At 65.6% G+C, this 16,871-nt stretch carries 18 protein-coding genes; 8 read left to right on the forward strand and 10 right to left on the reverse strand.

Going from position 1 to position 16,871, the window contains the following annotated elements; translation table 11 throughout:
- Positions 1-196 precede the first annotated feature (196 nt).
- From ACQR1B_RS07885 to ACQR1B_RS07900, 4 genes are all read right to left on the reverse strand, one after another.
- A complete protein-coding gene (locus tag ACQR1B_RS07885) occupies positions 197-1,111 on the reverse strand; it encodes an ABC transporter permease (RefSeq protein WP_434832048.1) in 915 nt (304 codons plus the stop codon).
- Entirely contained in the window at positions 1,108-2,289 is a 1,182-nt protein-coding gene (locus tag ACQR1B_RS07890) for an ABC transporter ATP-binding protein (protein WP_434832049.1), read from the reverse strand. Before ACQR1B_RS07890 ends, ACQR1B_RS07885 begins: the two co-directional genes overlap by 4 nt.
- Positions 2,290-2,340: 51 nt before the next feature.
- Positions 2,341-3,891: a glycerol-3-phosphate dehydrogenase gene (locus tag ACQR1B_RS07895; protein WP_434832050.1), complete on the reverse strand. Its 1,551-nt coding sequence runs from the start codon at positions 3,889-3,891 to the stop codon at positions 2,341-2,343.
- A gap of 131 nt (positions 3,892-4,022) precedes the next feature.
- Positions 4,023-6,728 carry a sensor domain-containing protein gene (locus ACQR1B_RS07900; protein ID WP_434832051.1) on the reverse strand — a complete coding sequence of 902 codons (2,706 nt, stop codon included), beginning with the start codon at positions 6,726-6,728 and terminating at the stop codon, positions 4,023-4,025.
- On the opposite strand from ACQR1B_RS07900, the gene ACQR1B_RS07905 reads away from it, so the two are divergent.
- Both ACQR1B_RS07905 and ACQR1B_RS07910 read left to right on the forward strand, forming a co-directional pair.
- Entirely contained in the window at positions 6,652-6,912 is a 261-nt protein-coding gene (locus ACQR1B_RS07905; protein WP_434832331.1) for a hypothetical protein, read from the forward strand. The two genes, ACQR1B_RS07900 and ACQR1B_RS07905, sit on opposite strands and share 77 nt — an antisense overlap.
- A 27-nt stretch (positions 6,913-6,939) precedes the next feature.
- Positions 6,940-8,043 (forward strand): NAD(P)/FAD-dependent oxidoreductase, encoded by a 1,104-nt coding sequence (locus ACQR1B_RS07910; RefSeq protein WP_434832052.1) that lies wholly within the window; start codon positions 6,940-6,942, stop codon positions 8,041-8,043.
- A gap of 198 nt (positions 8,044-8,241) precedes the next feature.
- On the opposite strand, the gene ACQR1B_RS07915 is transcribed toward ACQR1B_RS07910, so the two are convergent.
- Positions 8,242-8,427 (reverse strand): YdcH family protein, encoded by a 186-nt coding sequence (locus ACQR1B_RS07915; protein WP_434832053.1) that lies wholly within the window; start codon positions 8,425-8,427, stop codon positions 8,242-8,244.
- Between the two features lie 290 nt (positions 8,428-8,717).
- Here ACQR1B_RS07915 and ACQR1B_RS07920 point away from each other — a divergent pair, with 290 nt between their 5' ends.
- The 3 genes from ACQR1B_RS07920 (at position 8,718) to ACQR1B_RS07930 (ending at position 9,593) form a co-directional block, all read left to right on the forward strand.
- Positions 8,718-8,924 carry a YdcH family protein gene (locus tag ACQR1B_RS07920; RefSeq protein ID WP_434832054.1) on the forward strand — a complete coding sequence of 69 codons (207 nt, stop codon included), beginning with the start codon at positions 8,718-8,720 and terminating at the stop codon, positions 8,922-8,924.
- Positions 8,925-9,052: 128 nt separating this feature from the next.
- Positions 9,053-9,265: a hypothetical protein gene (locus tag ACQR1B_RS07925; protein WP_434832055.1), complete on the forward strand. Its 213-nt coding sequence runs from the start codon at positions 9,053-9,055 to the stop codon at positions 9,263-9,265.
- A gap of 76 nt (positions 9,266-9,341) precedes the next feature.
- Positions 9,342-9,593 carry a hypothetical protein gene (locus ACQR1B_RS07930; RefSeq protein WP_434832056.1) on the forward strand — a complete coding sequence of 84 codons (252 nt, stop codon included), beginning with the start codon at positions 9,342-9,344 and terminating at the stop codon, positions 9,591-9,593.
- A 22-nt stretch (positions 9,594-9,615) separates the two neighbouring features.
- Here ACQR1B_RS07930 and ACQR1B_RS07935 read toward each other — a convergent pair whose 3' ends face one another.
- Positions 9,616-10,311, reverse strand: a complete 696-nt coding sequence (locus tag ACQR1B_RS07935) for a GGDEF domain-containing protein (RefSeq protein WP_434832057.1) — start codon at positions 10,309-10,311, stop codon at positions 9,616-9,618.
- A gap of 166 nt (positions 10,312-10,477) precedes the next feature.
- On the opposite strand from ACQR1B_RS07935, the gene purE reads away from it, so the two are divergent.
- The 3 genes from purE to rpsU all read left to right on the forward strand — a co-directional run bounded on the left by purE (position 10,478) and on the right by rpsU (position 12,541).
- Positions 10,478-10,966 (forward strand): 5-(carboxyamino)imidazole ribonucleotide mutase, encoded by a 489-nt coding sequence (gene purE / locus ACQR1B_RS07940; RefSeq protein WP_434832058.1) that lies wholly within the window; start codon positions 10,478-10,480, stop codon positions 10,964-10,966.
- Entirely contained in the window at positions 10,963-12,075 is a 1,113-nt protein-coding gene (locus ACQR1B_RS07945; protein ID WP_434832059.1) for a 5-(carboxyamino)imidazole ribonucleotide synthase, read from the forward strand. Before purE ends, ACQR1B_RS07945 begins: the two co-directional genes overlap by 4 nt.
- A 160-nt stretch (positions 12,076-12,235) precedes the next feature.
- Complete coding sequence (gene rpsU / locus ACQR1B_RS07950) at positions 12,236-12,541, forward strand: 30S ribosomal protein S21 (RefSeq protein ID WP_434832060.1); 306 nt, start codon at positions 12,236-12,238, stop codon at positions 12,539-12,541.
- A gap of 235 nt (positions 12,542-12,776) precedes the next feature.
- Here the strand turns inward: rpsU and ACQR1B_RS07955 are convergent, their stop codons facing one another.
- The 4 genes from ACQR1B_RS07955 to ACQR1B_RS07970 all read right to left on the reverse strand — a co-directional run bounded on the left by ACQR1B_RS07955 (position 12,777) and on the right by ACQR1B_RS07970 (position 16,779).
- Positions 12,777-13,676, reverse strand: a complete 900-nt coding sequence (locus tag ACQR1B_RS07955) for a hypothetical protein (RefSeq protein ID WP_434832061.1) — start codon at positions 13,674-13,676, stop codon at positions 12,777-12,779.
- Between the two features lie 240 nt (positions 13,677-13,916).
- On the reverse strand, positions 13,917-14,201 hold the full coding sequence (locus ACQR1B_RS07960; protein ID WP_434832062.1) for a cupin domain-containing protein: 285 nt from the start codon (positions 14,199-14,201) through the stop codon (positions 13,917-13,919).
- Between the two features lie 32 nt (positions 14,202-14,233).
- Positions 14,234-15,331: a calcium:proton antiporter gene (locus ACQR1B_RS07965; protein ID WP_434832063.1), complete on the reverse strand. Its 1,098-nt coding sequence runs from the start codon at positions 15,329-15,331 to the stop codon at positions 14,234-14,236.
- A 113-nt stretch (positions 15,332-15,444) separates the two neighbouring features.
- Positions 15,445-16,779, reverse strand: a complete 1,335-nt coding sequence (locus ACQR1B_RS07970; protein ID WP_434832314.1) for a sodium:proton antiporter — start codon at positions 16,777-16,779, stop codon at positions 15,445-15,447.
- Positions 16,780-16,871: the final 92 nt, after the last annotated feature.

Consider the following 16,871-nt stretch of genomic DNA (forward strand, 5'->3'; position numbering starts at 1 on the left):
GCTACCCTCCCCTGGAGGGGGAGGGTCGATCGCCCGCGAAGCGGGCGAGCGGGGTGGGGTGATCTCTCCACCCGCGCCGGTGTTCGTGGAGGGATCACCCCACCCCGTCTCACATTCCGCTTCGCTCCATGTGAGACGACCCTCCCCCTCCAGGGGAGGGTGGTCAGCGGAGCAAGCATCAAGACTGCGCACCCCATCACCTGCCCTCCTCCAACTGCCGGCGCTGCAGGCGGTCATAGAGCAGGAGCGGGAGCAGCAACACGACCAGCAACACCACCGCGAGGCTCGACGCCACGGGCCAATCCTTGTTGGTGAAGAACTCCAGCCACAGGGTCTGGCCGATCATCAGCGACTTGGAGCCGGCGAGCAGGTCGGGAATGACGAACTCGCCGACGATCGGGATGAAGCACAGCAGGCTGCCGGCACCGACCCCGGGCAACGACAGCGGAAACGTCACCAGCCAGAAGGTCTCGCGCGGCGAGGCGCCGAGATCTGCAGCGGCCTCCTCCAGCGCCGGCTCCAGCTTGGTCAAGGTCGCGAACAGCGGCAGGATCATGAACGGCAGGTAGGAGTAGACGATGCCGACATACATCGCGCTGTCGGTCGACAGCCACACGACAGGCGCAGACACGATGTGCAACGCCAGCAGGATCTGGTTCAACAGGCCGTCGTGCTGGAGGATGTTGACCCAGGCGTAGATGCGGATCAGGAACGAGGTCCAGAACGGCACGATGACCAGCATCATCGCGACACCCTGCCAGCGCTTCGGCAGCCGCGCCATCCCATAGGCGATGGGATAGCCGATCAAGAGCAGGATCGCCGTCGACGTCGCCGCGACGACGACGCTACGCAGATAGGAGGCGAGATACAGATCGTCCGACAGCAGCAGGCGGAAATTGTCCAGCGACAGCGCGGCCAATGCATCCGAGAGCGCCGACAAGCCATCCGCCAGTGAGAACACCGGCGTATAAGGCGGTTGCGCGATCACCGTCTGCGACAGGCTGATCTTGGCGACGAAGGCGAACGGCACCAGGAAGAACAGCACCATCCAGACATAGGGCGCGATCGCCGCGAAGCGGGCCGGGCGCGAAAAGATGCGGCGCGCGCTCATCGCTCCAGCACCACGCAATCATCGGGCGTGAACCAGGCCACGACCCGCTGGTTCAGTCCGTAGCCGTCGGCATCGAGCCGCGCGGTGTTGGCCTGGGAAGCGTGCAGGACGGCGCCGCCATCGAGCCTGATCTTGTAAACGGTCTTGCCACCGAGGTAGCTCGCATCGGTGATGGCGCCCTCCACGCGATTGAACGCCGCCGTCACCGCCGTGTCGGTTGCCGGTCCGCGGCGCGCCAGGCGGATCTTTTCCGGCCGGATCGCGACCGCGACCTTGGTCTCGCTGACGGGCGCGACGGGCTGCGCCGCAACCAGTTCGCCGGCACTCTGCGTCGCGACCCTGAGCCGGTGCGGCTCCCGCGCGGTCACCTCGCCCTCGAACAGATTGATATCGCCGACGAACTGCGCCACCCAGCGCGAGGCCGGCTCCTCGTAGAGGCGGCGCGGCACCGCCACCTGTTCGAGCCTGCCGGCGTTCATGACGCCGATCCGGCTCGCCACCATCATCGCCTCCTCCTGGTCGTGGGTGACAATGATGAAGGTCATGCCGAGCTTGCGCTGCAGCTCCATCAGCTCGAACTGCGTGCTCTCGCGCAGCTTCCTGTCGAGCGCGGCCATCGGCTCGTCGAGCAGCAGCACCTGCGGCCGGCGCGCCAGCGAGCGCGCCAGCGCGACGCGCTGCTTCTGCCCGCCTGAGAGCTGATCGGGCTTGCGCTTCTCCAACCCGTCGAGCTTGACCAGCGCCACCATCTCGGCAACGCGGGTGGCGATCTCGGCGCGCGGCATGCCGGCCCGCTTCAGGCCGAAGGCGATGTTGTCGCGCACGTTCAGATGCGGGAACAGCGCGTAGTTCTGGAACATCATGTTGACCGGCCGCCGATGCGGCAGCACCTGCGCGATGTCCTCGCCGGACAACAGGATGCGTCCCTCGTCCGGCGTCTCGAAGCCGGCCAGCATGCGCAGCAGCGTGGTCTTGCCGCAGCCGCTGGGGCCAAGCAGCGCGAAGAACTCGCCGGCGCGGATGTCGAGCGAGACGCCGTCGACCGCGCGGAAGCTGCCGAACGTCTTGACCACGTTCTCGATGCGCAGGATGGGCGGCTGGGGATCGGGGCGCGGCTCCGGCGGCGGCGATGCTGCCGGCTCGGCGGCAGGCTCTGGGGTCGCGAGGTCGTCAGCCATGATCCAGTCAATTCACCCTGCCCGGCCCACAACGGCACGGCGGAGGGCAAGCTAGCCGCCGACGGACTGCAGCTCAACCGCAGCTGCCGGACTATCCCCGTCCCCGTCACGCTCCGGCGCGGCGTTCACGGGCCTGGTCGCACCGGCCATGAACGCGGTCAGCGCTTCGTGCTCCGCCGCGCCGAAGGTCAGACCGAGTTTGGTCCGCCGCCACAGCACGTCCTCGGGGAATCGTGCCCATTCCCGGGTCATGAGATAGCGGACCTCGGCCTCCGTCAGCCGCGGGCCGAAAGCCTGGCCGAGATTGGCCCGGCTTCTGGCATCGCCCAGGATCTCCGCCAGCCGGGTGCCATAGGCGCCAACCAGACGCCTCGCCTCGGCGTCGCTGAGAAAACGCCAGCGCTCGCGGACGTCGTCGACGACGTCCTCGAAACGATCCCAGCCGAAATCGCCCCCGGGCAGCGGCGCGCCCGCGGTCCAGCGTGGCGACAGCGGATAGAACTTCGCGAGCCGCGAAACGGCCTGCTCGGCGCGGCGCCGCACCGTGGTGACGTCGCCGCCGCACATGGTCAGCAGCGGCGCCTTGCCGCGCCCCGCGTCGAGACTCACGACGGTTTCCATCCGTTGCCCATCGGCGCCTCTGCGCACCATCATGTTGGCGCCGGAGATCGTCCGGACCACATCGGCCGGCTGGATGTCCGAGCGGAAATAGCGGTTGGCGGCCTTGCACAGATAGCTCACATCCGCCGCCGGCATCGTGACCACAGCCGGGTCGCCCTTGAAGCCATGGGTGACCGTACCGATCAGCGTGAAGTCATCCGCATAGGGTTGGGCGAAGATCAGCCGCCCGTCGTGATTCTGAAACACGTAGACGGCGTCGACCTCGAACAGCCGGGGCACCACGATCTGGTTGACCTGCCTTGCGGTCACGCGCGGCGGCGGCTGGCGCAGCACGGTCTCCGCGGCCGAGACGCTCCACGCACCGGTGGCGTTGGCAAGCGCGCCGGCGGTGAGGATGCGGCGGTGGCCGCGGTCGATGATCGCGAGCCGCCAGATGCGATCGCGGTCGGCACGCACGCAACGGGCCCCGGTGCGAATCGCGGCGCCGCGCTCGGCCGCGTCCAGCGCCGTCAGCACCACGAGGCGGGAATCGTCGACCACGCAATCCGAATATTCGAACGCCGTCCCGATTGGACGCTTCAAGGCATCGCCGACCGGGTGATGGGTGACGTCGAGCGTCGCGGCGGCAGGCAGCCGATTGCGCGCGGCGAGGCGATCGTACAGCCAGAGCCCGGCACGCAGCCGCCATGGCTGGCGCTCACTGGCATGCGCGGGAATGGCAAAACGGATCGGACGCACCAGGTGCGGCGCGACGGTCAGCCACACGTCGCGCTCGGCCAACGCGGCGCGCACCCGCAGGACATGGCGGCGTTCCAGCGCCGCAAGGTCTCCGTGTACCAGCCGGGAGGTCGCCGACGACGCGGCTGCGCCCAGATCGCCCTGCTCGATCAGGATCACGCGCAGGCCACGGCCCGACGCGTCGCGTGCCAGGCTGACGCCGTTGAGGCCGCCACCGATGATCGCAAGATCGTAGTCCGCCATGCGCCAGGTCTTCGAGCGTGTCAGGACGAACGATCGTAGACCTGCGCCGCTGATTCTCGTAGCTGCGCGGATTGGGGATCGACGGATATATTCGCGCTGTTGCGCGGCAGCCTCTGACCGCGCCCGTCCGTTCAGCCCGTCTTGCGCACGGACGCAACGTCATCGTCATGCGCGCGGCCGACGACGCCGTCATATTTGTCGATCGGCAGCGGCTTGCCGAGCAGGTAGCCCTGAACCGAATCGCAGCCTTGCTCGGCAAGGAAGCCGAGCTGCTCGGGCGTCTCGACGCCTTCGGCGACGATCGACATGTTCATGCCGTGGCCGAGACCGATCACCGCACGAATGATCGCGGCCGATTGCGGATTGCGGCCGAGATTCATCACGAAGGCGCGGTCGATCTTGATCTTGTCGAACGGGAACGCCTGCAGATAGCTGAGCGACGAATATCCGCTGCCGAAATCGTCCATCGACACACGGACGCCGAGCGCCTTGAGCCGGCGCAGCAGCGCAACGCCGCGATCGAAATCCTCGATCAGCACACCCTCGGTGATCTCGAGTTCGAGCCGCCCCGGCGGCAGCCCGGTCTCGATCAGGATCGAATGCACCAGGGCCACCAAATCGCCATGGACGAACTGGGCCGGCGACAGGTTGACCGCGATCTGCAACGGCTTCGGCCAGGACGCCGCCTCGCGGCAGGCCTGGCGCAGGATCCACTCCCCCATCTCGACGATCAGCCCGCTCTCTTCCGCCAGCGGAATGAAGTCGCTCGGCGGCACGAAGCCGCGGGAGGGGTGGTGCCAGCGCGCCAGCGCCTCGAAGCCGATGATCTCGCTGGAATCGACGGTGTGGCCGGAACTCGCCTGCGGCTGGAAGTACAACGACAACTCGCCATGCTTGATGGCGACCGAGAGTTCCTGATGCAGAACGCGGCGATCGCGGATCTGCTGATCCATCTCCGGCTCGTAGAACGTGATGCTGCCACGCGACTTCGCCTTGGCGCGGAACAGAGCGGCGCCGGCATTGGCGAGCAGCGAGGCCGGATCAGAGCCATTGTGCGGGAATACCGAGATGCCGGTGGTGAGCGCGGTGCGGATCGACTTGCCGTCGATCTGGAAGTCGACGGCAATCGCGGCGGCAAGCTGTTCAGCCAGCGCCCTGCCGACCTGCGGCTGTTTGCCGTCGATGATCAGCCCAAACTCGTCGCCCGAGAGGCGCGCGACCACGCCGCCGCGGGCGACGGCATGGACGCGGTGGGCGACTTCGATCAGCAGCTTGTCGCCGACGGCATGGCCGAAGACGTCGTTGACGTCCTTCAGGCCCTTGAGGTCGACGTTCAAGACCGCGAACTGCTCGTCGGTGTCCTGGCAGGCCTCGATCATCTGGCTGAGCGCCTGAAGGAAGGCGGCGCGATTCGGCAGATCGGTCAGGCCGTCGTGATAGGCCATGTGCGCCATCCGCGATTCGGTCTGGCGGCGGTCGGTCACGTCCTCATAGGTCTTGATCAGATATTGCGGCTCACCCTGCTCGCCGAGCACCGTCACCCGGCGTGTCAGAAACAGGCGCAGGCCGTCCTTGGTCGAGATCGGGTGCTCCTCGGTCATCAGGCTGCGCTTCTTGATCGCAGCCTCGTCGCGCGCGATGATCAGCTTGGCTTCGCGCGGGTTGAAGATGTCGGCGGCGGTCAGGCCCGTCGCATCCTCGCGCTTGCGGTTGAGGATGATTTCGGCGCTGCGGTTGGCGAGCAGATAGCGGCCGTCACTGACGCTCTCGACGATCAGCGACACCGGAATGTTGTCGACGACCAGCTCGAGGAACTTCTTGCTGTTTTCGAGTTCGCGGCTCAGCGACCGCCGCTCGGTGGCGTCGTCGAACAGTGCGATGAGAAATTGCGGTTCGTTGTTCTCGTTGCGCGCAACGACCCGGTGGGCATCCAGGATGCGCTTGTCGCCGTCGCGCCGGACGACCAGTTCGCTGCAGTACGTGGCGCCGGCCGCCAGAATCGCTTCGCGGTCGGCGGCCGCGATGTCGGCCGCGGTCTCGGCGCCGAACAGGTCGCTGGGGCGCTTTCCGATGATCTGATCCCGCGGCGTCTGCGAGAACTGTTCGAACGCCCGATTGGCGAAGATGTAACGACCGTCGTCGATGTTCTTGGCGGCGACGCAGACCGGCACCTGATCGACCACGGATTCCAGGAACTGCTTGGTCGAGGCCAGCTCGCGCTCCAGCCGGCGCTGCGCGGTACAATCCTCGTGGATCCCGATGGACCCGCCGTTCGGAAGACGGAACAGCTGGGCGCGCACCGTGCGCCCGCCGGGCAGCTCGGTCAGGCATCCGTCCGGCTCCCGCGCCAGGCGCGCATAGTCTTCGACCGTCAGATCGAGCAGACCGCGCTGCCGCCGCAGCTCGACCAGATCCCGGCCGGTGCAACCGGGGGGAATATCCGCCCGGCTCATGCCGTAGATGTCGAGAAAGCGCTGGTTATAGAAGACGACGCGGTTGGCGGCGTCCGTCAGCATCAGTCCCTGGCTTAGATTGTTGAGGGCGGAGCTGATGAAGGCGTTGCGCCGCAGCTGCGCCCGGTTGGCGCGCCGCAATGCCGAATGGATCCAGATCACGACCGAGGCGAGAAAGGCGCAGACGACGATCCCTCCGATCACGACCTTCCAGAGCATGTCGGGTTCGACGGTCCCCAGATAGCCGGACGGCTGGAAATCGGACGTCGCGGCCGATGCGCGCGTCGACGCAGCCGCCAGCGCGGCGATGGCGGCCATCGAGGCCGCAACGACACGCGCAGAAAACGCGTTTCGGTCGCTCGCCTGCCAATTATTGCCAGCCATCAATCACCCGCGGTATCCGGATGGCATCCTCTGGCTCGACCGGTTGGGATCGGGTAAACGATTTCCGCAAACTTCGAAAAAGGCGAAGCAAATCCCATCGATGACCTTCTATGATGAATGGTTTGCTAAGCAGCGGCCGGCTTTGGCGCAGGTTCCGCCCACCAGGGATTGCATAGAGTCATGACCACTCGGGATCGTCTCAGGAAGGCATATGGAAAAGGTTGATTGCGTCGTCGTCGGTGCCGGCGTCGTGGGGCTCGCCGTCGCCCGCCAGCTGGCCAAAGCGGGTCGGGAAGTCATCATCCTCGAGGCCGCCGAGGACATCGGCACGGTCACGTCGTCTCGCAACAGCGAAGTGATCCACGCCGGCATCTATTACAAGGCCGGTAGCCTGATGGCGCGCTTCTGCGTGACCGGCAAGCGGATGCTGTACCGCTATTGCGACGAGCACGGCGTTCCCTACCGCAACTGCGGCAAGCTCATCGTTGCGACCAGCCCGGCCGAGACCGAGAAGCTGCAGGGCATCCGCGCCCATGCGGAGGCGAACGGCGTCGAGGGCATGCGGCTCCTGACCGGGTCCGAAGCCCGGGCCATGGAACCGGCGCTGGCCTGCGAAGCCGCCCTGTTGTCGCCGTCCACCGGAATCCTCGACAGCCACGCCTTCATGCTGTCGCTGCGCGGCGAGATCGAGGATCAGGGTGGTGCCCTCGCATTCCATACCCCGTTGCTGCGCGCCAAGGCCGCCGGCGGCGCGATCGAAGTCGATGCCGGCGGCGAGCAGCCGATGACGCTGTCCTGTCGGCTGCTGATCAACGCGGCCGGCCTGAACGCGCCGGCGCTGGCCCGCCTGACCGACGGCATGCCGCCATCGTTGGTGCCGACCGCCTATCTCGCCAAGGGCAACTACTTCAGCTGCAGCGCCAAGGCGCCGTTCAGCCGGCTGATCTATCCGGTGCCCGAGCCCGGCGGCCTCGGTGTCCACCTCACGCTCGACCTGGCGGGCCAGGCCCGCTTCGGCCCCGACGTCCAATGGATCGATGCCATCGACTACACTGTCGATCCCGCGCGCGCCGAACGTTTCTATCCGGCGATCCGCAAGTACTGGCCGACGCTGCCGGACGGTGCGTTGATGCCGAGTTACTCCGGCATCCGGCCGAAGATCGTACCTCCCGCGGTGGCATCGCAGGACTTCGTCATCCAGGGCCCACGCGATCACGGCGTGGCCGGACTGATCAATCTGTTTGGAATCGAGTCGCCGGGGCTGACGTCATCGCTCGCCATCGCGGCCCATGTCGGCGAACTCATCGCGAACTGATCAGGTCACGAAGAGAAGCCGGACGTGCGAGTTTTAGCTACGATAGTTAACGCATGCCGACCAAAGATCGGTGACGATCGAGATCAGCGCCCGGCGGTACGATCCTGTCTCGAACTCTTGATCGATGTTTGCGCCTGGGATGGATTTGTCACCATCCCAGTGCGCGTGGGCTTCCGGTCCGGATTGACGCGATTGTCGTCAGTGAATCGTTTCGGTAGTAACCTGTCTCAAGCGTTCGATCTCGTCCTTCACCATCAATTTACGCCGCTTCAGTTCAGCAATTCGCAGATCGTCGGTCGATGGATGCAGGAGCGCTTCATGCAATTCGCTTTCAAGAACTTTATGCTTCCGCTCCAGTTCAACGAGATGCGCCTGAATGGCCATTCGAAACCTCCTTGGTAGGTGAACCTGAGATTCGACCAGGATGAACGAGTGTACACCAGTCGCTTGACCTGTCGATGGGACCAAAAGACCGCTCATACAAATTTGAGCGCCAAGTGTAATGAAGCGTGAGCAGATGCGGACGATTCGAGAATCGACGCCAACCTGAAATTCACGGGACAGCTGCGGAGATCATGGGGTTCGCGGCTTGCGCATCGGCTTCGCAAGCGCAATATTCGCGCCCGCCTTCCGTTGGCTTCCCACTTCCTTCCGCTTTTTTGCTATCATAGATCATGGCTGACCAAGACGAGAGCGAACTGCAGGCCGAACTTGCGCGCCTGCAGCAGGAGCACCGTGACCTCGATGCGGCGATTGATGCCCTCCATCAATCGCCGGCGCCCGATTTGTTGCGGCTGCAGCGGCTGAAGAAGCGGAAGCTTCTGCTCCGCGACAGGATCGCCTTCATCGAAGATCAGATCACGCCCGACATCATCGCCTGACACGAAACGTCAGCACTCTTGTCCCTGATCGGGGCGCCAAAACGGACGAAAGTGAATCTTGACAATTTGAACAAAACAGGAACAATAAGCCATTCCCGCGAGCCCTTCGAACGTCCAGGATGGTTCTGATGCCCGCCCCCTTCTCCCCCGACGACCGCCTCTACGAACAGGCCTGCGATCAGGCCATCGCGATGTGCGACGGCAACCTGCGCTCCACGATCAAGGCGCTGATCATGGCCAATGAATATCTCGAGCTGGAGCTCCAGGAACTGCGCGCAGCGATCTCGTGCGGTTGCATGCCGAACACCGCCTCGGACGACGCACAGAGCAATGCGGCCTGACCCCCACGACGCGTGAGTGTTGCGGACGAACGTCGCTGCACTTGCCCGGCTCGACCCGATTGAGGAGGAGCGCGCAATGCCCGATGTCACCTATTACGTCGCCATGCCCTTCCAGCGCGACGAGCTGGGCATACTGATCGCCGGGACGGCGGAGGAATGCCAGAGCGCCACCGCCGCACTGCGTCGTGCGGAAGCCATGTCGCGCTTGCCGGGCGCCATCGGCGCCGTTGCCTTCAGCCGCAGCGGCGATCCCTTGATGGGGGAATTCAGCGATGCCCGGCTGCTGCACAAGTTCGGCGAGTTGCCGGACGATTTCGGCGAGCTCTGACCGGATCGAGGCGGATCCCGCTCTACACCTGCATCTCGTGCCTGCGCTGCGCCTTGCGGACGTACATCGCGCGGTCGGCTTGCTCCAGGGCACGCACCGGGTTGACGCGCTTGTCCAGCACGGCAACGCCAGCCGACGCGCCGGCATGCACGGTCGTCTCGCCGAAGGTGAAGGCCAGGCCGTCGATCGCCTCTTCCAGCGCGGCCGCTTTGGCACGCGCCTCGGCCTCTCCGAGGTGCCACAGCAGGATGCCGAATTCGTCGCCACCGAGCCGTCCGATCACGTCGGAGGAACGAACCTGCTCGCCGAGGACGCGCGCGACCGCCTTCAGGACTTCGTCCCCCGCGGCGTGACCGAACGTGTCGTTGATCGGCTTGAGGCGGTCGACATCGAGCACGACCAGGGCGCCGGTCGCGTCGTAGCGTTTGATGAATGCGATCGAGCGGTGCAGCTCGCGGGCGAAGCCGCGGCGGTTGAAGATGTCGAGCAGGAAATCGCGCTCGGCGGAGGCGGTCAGCTCGGCGATCCGGTTCTGCGCTGCAGCCAGCTCGGCCCTGAGGCGGCGGATGGTCTGACGCGTGCCCGCCGGGCCAGGGACAGATCCAGGTCCAACTTCAAGTCGCGGCCCGGGTCCAGAGCCCGGGCTCGGCGAGCGCCTGCGCCGCGGAACCTTGGGACGGTAGCGGGCTCCTCGCTTCCCGGCTCGTCCGGCGGTCATCATGCGCTTCTTTTTCATTGGACACCTTGCCGCGCCGTCGTTTGGGCTTGCCGCGGTTTACCAAGACAGGATAGTCCATTCGGACCTCCATGCCATGGCTTGCCGCTGTCGGGACCGATCCTATACTCCGGCCCATGCTGATGGATTCCCGAGTAGAATTGAGGTCATGACCGCCCCGATCGCCATCATCATGGGAAGCCAGTCGGACTGGGATACCATGCACCATGCCGCCGACACGCTCGGCGCGCTGGGCGTGAGCTATGACGCCCGTATCGTCTCGGCGCACCGCACCCCGGATCGGCTGTATGCCTTTGCCAAGGGCGCCAAGGCGGCCGGCTACAAGGTCCTGATCGCCGGCGCGGGCGGCGCCGCCCATCTGCCGGGGATGGCGGCCTCGCTCACGGAACTGCCGGTGTTCGGCGTTCCCGTCGAGTCCAAGGCGCTGTCCGGAGTGGATTCGCTGTATTCGATCGTCCAGATGCCCGCCGGTATTCCGGTCGGAACGCTCGCGATCGGCAAGTCCGGCGCCATCAATGCGGCGCTGCTGGCGGCAAGCGTGCTGGCGCTATCCGACCCCGCGCTGGCCGACCGCCTGTCGGCCTGGCGGCAGGCCCAGACCGATGCCATCGCCGAACGTCCGGAGGGCGCGGCGTGACCGGTTCCAATCGGGTGAAGCTCAAGCCCGGCGACACCATCGGCATTCTCGGCGGCGGCCAGCTCGGCCGCATGCTGGCGCTTGCCGCGGCCCGGCTCGGGCTGCGCTGCCAGGTGTTCTCGCCGGACCCGGACTCGCCGGCCTTCGACGTCGTGCTGAACGCAACCTGCGCCGAATATGCCGACGTCGAGGCCTTGGAGCTGTTCGCCAACGACGTCGACGTCGTCACCTACGAGTTCGAGAACGTCCCGGCGGCCGCAGCCATGGTGCTCGCGGCGAGACGCCCCGTGCTGCCGGGCCGTTCGGCACTGGAGACGACACAGGATCGCCTCACCGAGAAGGATTTCGTCACCTCGCTCGGCATCCGCACCGCGAATTATGCCGACGTGTCCTCCGTCGCCACCCTGCGCGAGGCGGCGTTCCGGATCGGCTTGCCGGCCGTCCTCAAGACCCGGCGGTTCGGCTATGACGGCAAGGGCCAGGTCAAGATCCGCCCGGGCGACGACCTCGAACGGATCTGGACGGAGCTCGGCACCAAATCGGCGATCCTGGAGGCGTTCGTCTCGTTCGAGCGTGAGATTTCCGTGGTTGCGGCGCGCGCAGCCGACGGGCAGGTCGAGTGTTTCGACGTCACCGAGAACGAGCATCGCGACCATATCCTCAAAGTGTCGCGGGCTCCGGCGGCCATTCCGGACGCGCTGGCCGACGAGGCCCGCGACATCGCCAGCCGGATCGCGACCGCGCTCGACTACGTCGGCGTGCTGGCTGTGGAAATGTTCGTCGTTTCAGCCGGCCCCAACCCAGGCGTCGTGGTCAACGAAATCGCTCCGCGGGTGCACAATTCCGGTCACTGGACCTTGGACGGCGCCTCGATCTCCCAGTTCGAGCAGCACATCCGGGCAATCGCCGGCTGGCCGCTCGGAAAGCCGCAGCGCCACGGGTACGTCACCATGACCAATTTGATCGGCGACGAGATCCATACCTACGAGCAATGGCTCACCGTTCCCGGCGCGACCGTGCACCTCTACGGCAAGGGTGCCGCCCGCCCGGGCCGGAAGATGGGGCACGTGACCCAGGTCTCGCCCTTCCCCGGGGCAGGGCTGAAATAAACACCGTTGCGGCGTTAAACTTCCCGGCAAGAGCCCGTCGGCGGGTGGACAGCGCCCGACATGTCTGATACATGGGCGCCCTCAAGGTTAAGGGCGAGGCCATTTGCCAGCCCTTGCTTCAGCCGATTTCAAACCGATAGACTGAGAAAGAGGATGCCGCGTGCAGGTTCTCGTTCGCGATAACAATGTCGATCAAGCCCTCAAGGCGCTCAAGAAGAAGATGCAGCGCGAGGGCATTTTCCGCGAGATGAAGCTCCGCGGTCATTATGAGAAGCCCTCCGAGAAGAAAGCCCGCGAGAAGGCCGAAGCCGTGCGCCGCGCGCGCAAGCTGGCCCGCAAGAAGCTGCAGCGCGAAGGCCTGCTGCCGATGAAGCCGAAGCCGGTGTTCGGCGCGGGCGCGGGTGGTGATCGCGGTGCCGGTCGCGGTCCGGGCGCTGGCGCCCCCCGCCCCGGCGCGCCGCGCTGATCTCGGCGGACCCAATCTGACATTGTTTGAAAGCGCGGGCCTTGGGCTCGCGCTTTTTGTTGTGCGCTGCTGTCGAGCCGCTCATTTCGTCCATGAGCGCAATCGCACAAAATATCCGAGGCCGCACAGTTGAGGTCTCCTGGTTGCGCCGAACAGATCACATGCGATCAACGAAAAACGGCGGACCAGACGGTCCGCCGTTTTTTTGAATGACCGCTGCAACTGAGCGAACCGACTACTTCGGCAGCACCGAGTGGAACACCGACTTGGCCGCCGACATCATGTCCTGCGCCACGTTCGACATCTGATCCTTGATCGAGGGATCGGCCTTCTCGGCACGCAGGTCGAGCGGCCGCAGTTGGCGCGACGGAATTTCGGCCGGCGGCGTCGGACGACCATCGGGCTGCAGCGAGCCCGTGTAGGACGGGTTGGCGCCCGAACCGGACGAAGCCGCAACGGCCTGATCAGCCGAAGGCGTGGAGACTGAAACCGGCGGCGGCAGTGGACGCATCGGAGAGACCTGCGGCGCTGCCGTCACGATGCGCGACGGCTCGCGCGCACCATCGACAGCCGGCTTCTCGGCGGCAGCAGCTCGATCGCTGGTTCCCCGACCTTCGCTGGCCCGCAACCGCTCAATGGCGGCCCGCGCCAGATCGGCCGCGTCGCGGCGTTCCTCCTGCTGCGCTGCCGGCGCCTCGGCCGGCGTGCCGCGCGCGATCAGCTTCTCACGCGGCGAGGCCAGATGACGCGGCGCCGACGCCTCCGCTGGGAGGCTCGCGGTCTCCGTCGGCTTCACATCGACTGTCTTCTCGGCGGCCTTGTCGGCCAGCGACTTCTCCGACACGCCCTTTGCCTTGATACCGGGCGCGGGGACATTCGAAACGTCGCTCGACGTCTCGGCCGGTTTGGCGTCGGCGTCGAGCTTGGCGCCATCGGCTGCCTTGTCCGGTGATTTGGGAGCGTTGGCCTTGGAGCCGGTCAGCTTCGCATAGGCAGCCGACGCCACGGCGGCCACCGTCGAAGGCGGCGCGTCAGGCCTGGTGTTGATGTAGTGATTGACGATGTAGGCCCCGAGGATGGTCGCGACCACCGACGGAATGATCTCCAGGGCAAACTTGGTGAGATATTTCAGCATGCTTGACCACTCCCGCGCGGTATCTGCGGGAACTTTGAGGCACAATTAAGGGACCATTCCCTACCTTCCGCTGCTCGCACGCCTGACAATCGCGCAGGGGGACGAACGGCGAAAAATCGTTTTCCTGAAAGCCTTTGAGACCGGAGCCGCGCCACAGTTTGGAGTCTCGCAGGCACGGCCACAGCTTCCTGATCGCTGGCTTGAGATACCACAATCAGCGGCATCCGGGTAAACAATTGGTTACGGCTTCAATTCAACTTCCAGGAAAACGATCTCGGACCCGGTCTCGTTCAGCACATCGTGTTCGACACCGGCCTTGCGGAAGTAGGATTTCCCGACCGCGAGTTGAGCCTTGGAGCGCTCCCCCGACGGCGCCACGATCGTCATCTCTCCCGCGGTCACGGGCACGATCACGTAATCCATTTCATGAACGTGGCGTCCGGTCGCACTGCCGGGCGCGAGCCGCCACTCGGTGACGCGGACCTCGGGCGTATCGACCTGGACGTCGGACTGGGCGCTGAGCATGGGTCTCTGTGGAAAATGGGTCTCTGTGGAAATCAGGGCACGAAGAGCAGAAACAGGAATACCGCGAACACCACCACATGCACCAGCCCGAACAGAATGTTCGTCCGTCCCGTGCCGAAGGTCAGCATGCTCAGAACGAAGGTCAGGACCAGCAGCACCATCCCCTGGGCATCCAGCCCGAGGACCAGTTGCTTGTCGAGCGCATAGGCGGCGGTTGCCACGGCCGGGATCGTCAGCCCGATGGTCGCGAGCGAAGAGCCGAGCGCCAGGTTGATGCTCTTCTGCAGGTCGTTGGTACGGGCCGCCGAGATGGCGGCAACGCTCTCCGGCAGCAGAATCAACAGCGCCACGAGCACGCCGGCCACGGCCTGCGGCGCGCCGGTGGCGGCGACGCCGGCATCGACCACCAGCGAGAACTTCTTGGCGAGCAGGACCACCGCGAGCAGCGCGACCAGCAGCAGCCCGACGCTCAACGCGAGCTTCGTCCGCGGCAGCCGGATGTCGTCATCGCTGAACCCGGCCGAGCTGACGACGAAGTAGTCCCGGTGGCGCGTCGTCTGCGTGTACAGGAAGACGGCATAGAGCAGGATCGTGGCCACGCTGACGAAGGCAAGCTGGACGGTCGAATACACCGGACCGGGCGACGTCAGCGTATGATTCGGCAGCACCAGCGTGATGGTCGCCATCGTGAACAGCACGCTGAGATAGAGGTTGGCGCCGGACACCAGGACGTCCTGCTCGCGGTAGCGCAGGCCGCCGATGAAGACACAAATGCCGACCAGGCCGTTGCAGACGATCATCACGACGGCAAACACCGTGTCGCGCGCCAGCGCCGGAGCCGCCGTGTCGCCGAGCATGATGGTGGCGATCAGCGCCACCTCGATGACCGTCACCGCGAGCGTCAGGAGCAGCGTGCCGAACGGCTCGCCGATCTCATGCGCGATCACCTCGGCGTGATGAACGGCCGCGAACACCGTGCCGAACAGGATGATCAGAAGTGCCGCAGCGAAGACGAGGCCCCCAGTCGAGGGCGTGAAGTCATACTGCGTCACGGTCACGATCGCGACCAGCGCGACGGCCAGCCCGGGGAAGACCATCGACGATGCGGGCGTTGCGCCCTTTACACTCATGATTCCCGCCTCACAGCCATTCTACACGACTATGCGCCACCGCGGGTTGATCGTCACCCGGCGCGCCCGACGACGCGCTGCGCCAAAGGCGGCCGCTCGAACCCGCGATCCTATCAGTGCGGGCTGAGCAGCGGGTGGATGGGCAGCAGCGTCAGCAGCACGAACAGCGGAATCAGCACGACACCGGCCCAAAGCATATAGCCGAAGAAGCTCGGCATGCGGATGCCGCGCTCATTGGCGATCGCGGCGACCATGAAGTTCGGCGCGTTTCCGATATAGGTCAGCGCGCCCATGTAGACGGCGCCCATCGAGATCGCGGCCAGCGTTCCCGAGAGCTCGCTCATCAACACCTTGGGATCGCCGCCGGCAAGCTCGAAGAACAGGAGGTACGTCGGGGCATTGTCGAGGAAGGCCGACATCAGCCCCGTGAACCAGAAATAGGCAACCTCTCGCGGCGCACCGGAGGGCGTCGTCACCGCGTTCAGCAGCCAGCCGAAGCTGCCATCGTGGCCGGCATTTAGCATGGCGATCACCGGAACGATGGCGATGAAGATCGCCGCGAACAGCTTGGCAACTTCGCGGATCGGTTCCCAATTGAACCCGTTCGCCGCGCGGTGTTCGTCCGGCGTGAGCCAGAGTGAGAATCCGGCGATCACCACGAGGATGGCGTCGCGGACGAGGTTCTGAAGCTCGACATGCGTGCCGACGACGTCGAAGGCGATGCCCGGCTTCCAGGTCGCCGAGACCAGCGTGTTGGCAACGATCGCAGCGATCAGACCGACATTGATCAGGCCGCGAACGCGAACCGGCTCTTTGGTTCCCGGGCCCTTCGAGGCCGGCTCGGCGCGGAACCGCCACCCGTCGATGCCTGCGAAAACGACGAGCAGCAGGCCGGCGACGATCGCGGTCTGCAGCCAGATGTGCTGCGTGGTCCAGAAGAAGTCGACGCCGCGCAGGAAGCCGACGAACAGCGGCGGATCCCCGAGCGGGCTCAGTGCGCCCCCGACATTGGCGGCCAGGATGATGAAGAAGATCAGCACATGCACGTTGTGCGGCCGGCTCAGGTTGGCGCGGATCAGGGGACGGACCAGGATCATCGCGGCCCCCGTGGTGCCGACGATACTCGCGATGACCGTGCCGAGTGCGAGGATGGCCGTATTGGTCGCCGGAGTTCCCTTGATGTCGCCGCTCACCAGGATGCCGCCGGCGACCGTATAGAGCGCGAACAGCAGCACGATGAAGCTGAGATACTCGGCGAGAAGGGCGTGGACAAAGGCGGCAAGCGCCGTCGAAAGCCCGGCGTTCCAAGTCAGCGCCGCCAACGTCACCAAGGCCCAGGCCGCCGCGATTTTTCCGTAGTGGTGATGCCAGAACTTGGCAAACAGCAACGGCCCGAGCGCGATCGACAGCAGCAATCCCCCAAACGGCAGCGCGAACGGCCAGGTCATCGCGGCACCGTTCAGCCCGGCGGCGTGCGCCTGCATCGGCAGGCATGCAAGAACCGGAACAGCCAACAGCACAACCGGCCATCGCGCCGCGC

Origin of the sequence: Bradyrhizobium oligotrophicum (assembly GCF_051168495.1) — a bacterium.
Taxonomy (GTDB): domain Bacteria; phylum Pseudomonadota; class Alphaproteobacteria; order Rhizobiales; family Xanthobacteraceae; genus Bradyrhizobium; species Bradyrhizobium oligotrophicum_A.

Coding starts and splice junctions, on each gene's coding strand:
- ACQR1B_RS07935 (WP_434832057.1), bottom strand. CDS start 10,311: ATGACCGCCGGACGAGCCGGGAAGCGAGGAGCCCGCTACCGTCCCAAG.
- ACQR1B_RS07910 (WP_434832052.1), top strand. CDS start 6,940: ATGGAAAAGGTTGATTGCGTCGTCGTCGGTGCCGGCGTCGTGGGGCTC.
- ACQR1B_RS07965 (WP_434832063.1), bottom strand. CDS start 15,331: ATGAGTGTAAAGGGCGCAACGCCCGCATCGTCGATGGTCTTCCCCGGG.
- ACQR1B_RS07925 (WP_434832055.1), top strand. CDS start 9,053: ATGCCCGCCCCCTTCTCCCCCGACGACCGCCTCTACGAACAGGCCTGC.
- ACQR1B_RS07930 (WP_434832056.1), top strand. CDS start 9,342: ATGCCCGATGTCACCTATTACGTCGCCATGCCCTTCCAGCGCGACGAG.
- ACQR1B_RS07895 (WP_434832050.1), bottom strand. CDS start 3,891: ATGGCGGACTACGATCTTGCGATCATCGGTGGCGGCCTCAACGGCGTC.
- ACQR1B_RS07900 (WP_434832051.1), bottom strand. CDS start 6,728: ATGGCTGGCAATAATTGGCAGGCGAGCGACCGAAACGCGTTTTCTGCG.
- ACQR1B_RS07890 (WP_434832049.1), bottom strand. CDS start 2,289: ATGGCTGACGACCTCGCGACCCCAGAGCCTGCCGCCGAGCCGGCAGCA.
- ACQR1B_RS07970 (WP_434832314.1), bottom strand. CDS start 16,779: ATGACCTGGCCGTTCGCGCTGCCGTTTGGGGGATTGCTGCTGTCGATC.
- ACQR1B_RS07960 (WP_434832062.1), bottom strand. CDS start 14,201: ATGCTCAGCGCCCAGTCCGACGTCCAGGTCGATACGCCCGAGGTCCGC.
- ACQR1B_RS07955 (WP_434832061.1), bottom strand. CDS start 13,676: ATGCTGAAATATCTCACCAAGTTTGCCCTGGAGATCATTCCGTCGGTG.
- ACQR1B_RS07915 (WP_434832053.1), bottom strand. CDS start 8,427: ATGGCCATTCAGGCGCATCTCGTTGAACTGGAGCGGAAGCATAAAGTT.
- ACQR1B_RS07920 (WP_434832054.1), top strand. CDS start 8,718: ATGGCTGACCAAGACGAGAGCGAACTGCAGGCCGAACTTGCGCGCCTG.
- ACQR1B_RS07885 (WP_434832048.1), bottom strand. CDS start 1,111: ATGAGCGCGCGCCGCATCTTTTCGCGCCCGGCCCGCTTCGCGGCGATC.
- purE (WP_434832058.1), top strand. CDS start 10,478: ATGACCGCCCCGATCGCCATCATCATGGGAAGCCAGTCGGACTGGGAT.
- ACQR1B_RS07905 (WP_434832331.1), top strand. CDS start 6,652: ATGGCGGCCATCGAGGCCGCAACGACACGCGCAGAAAACGCGTTTCGG.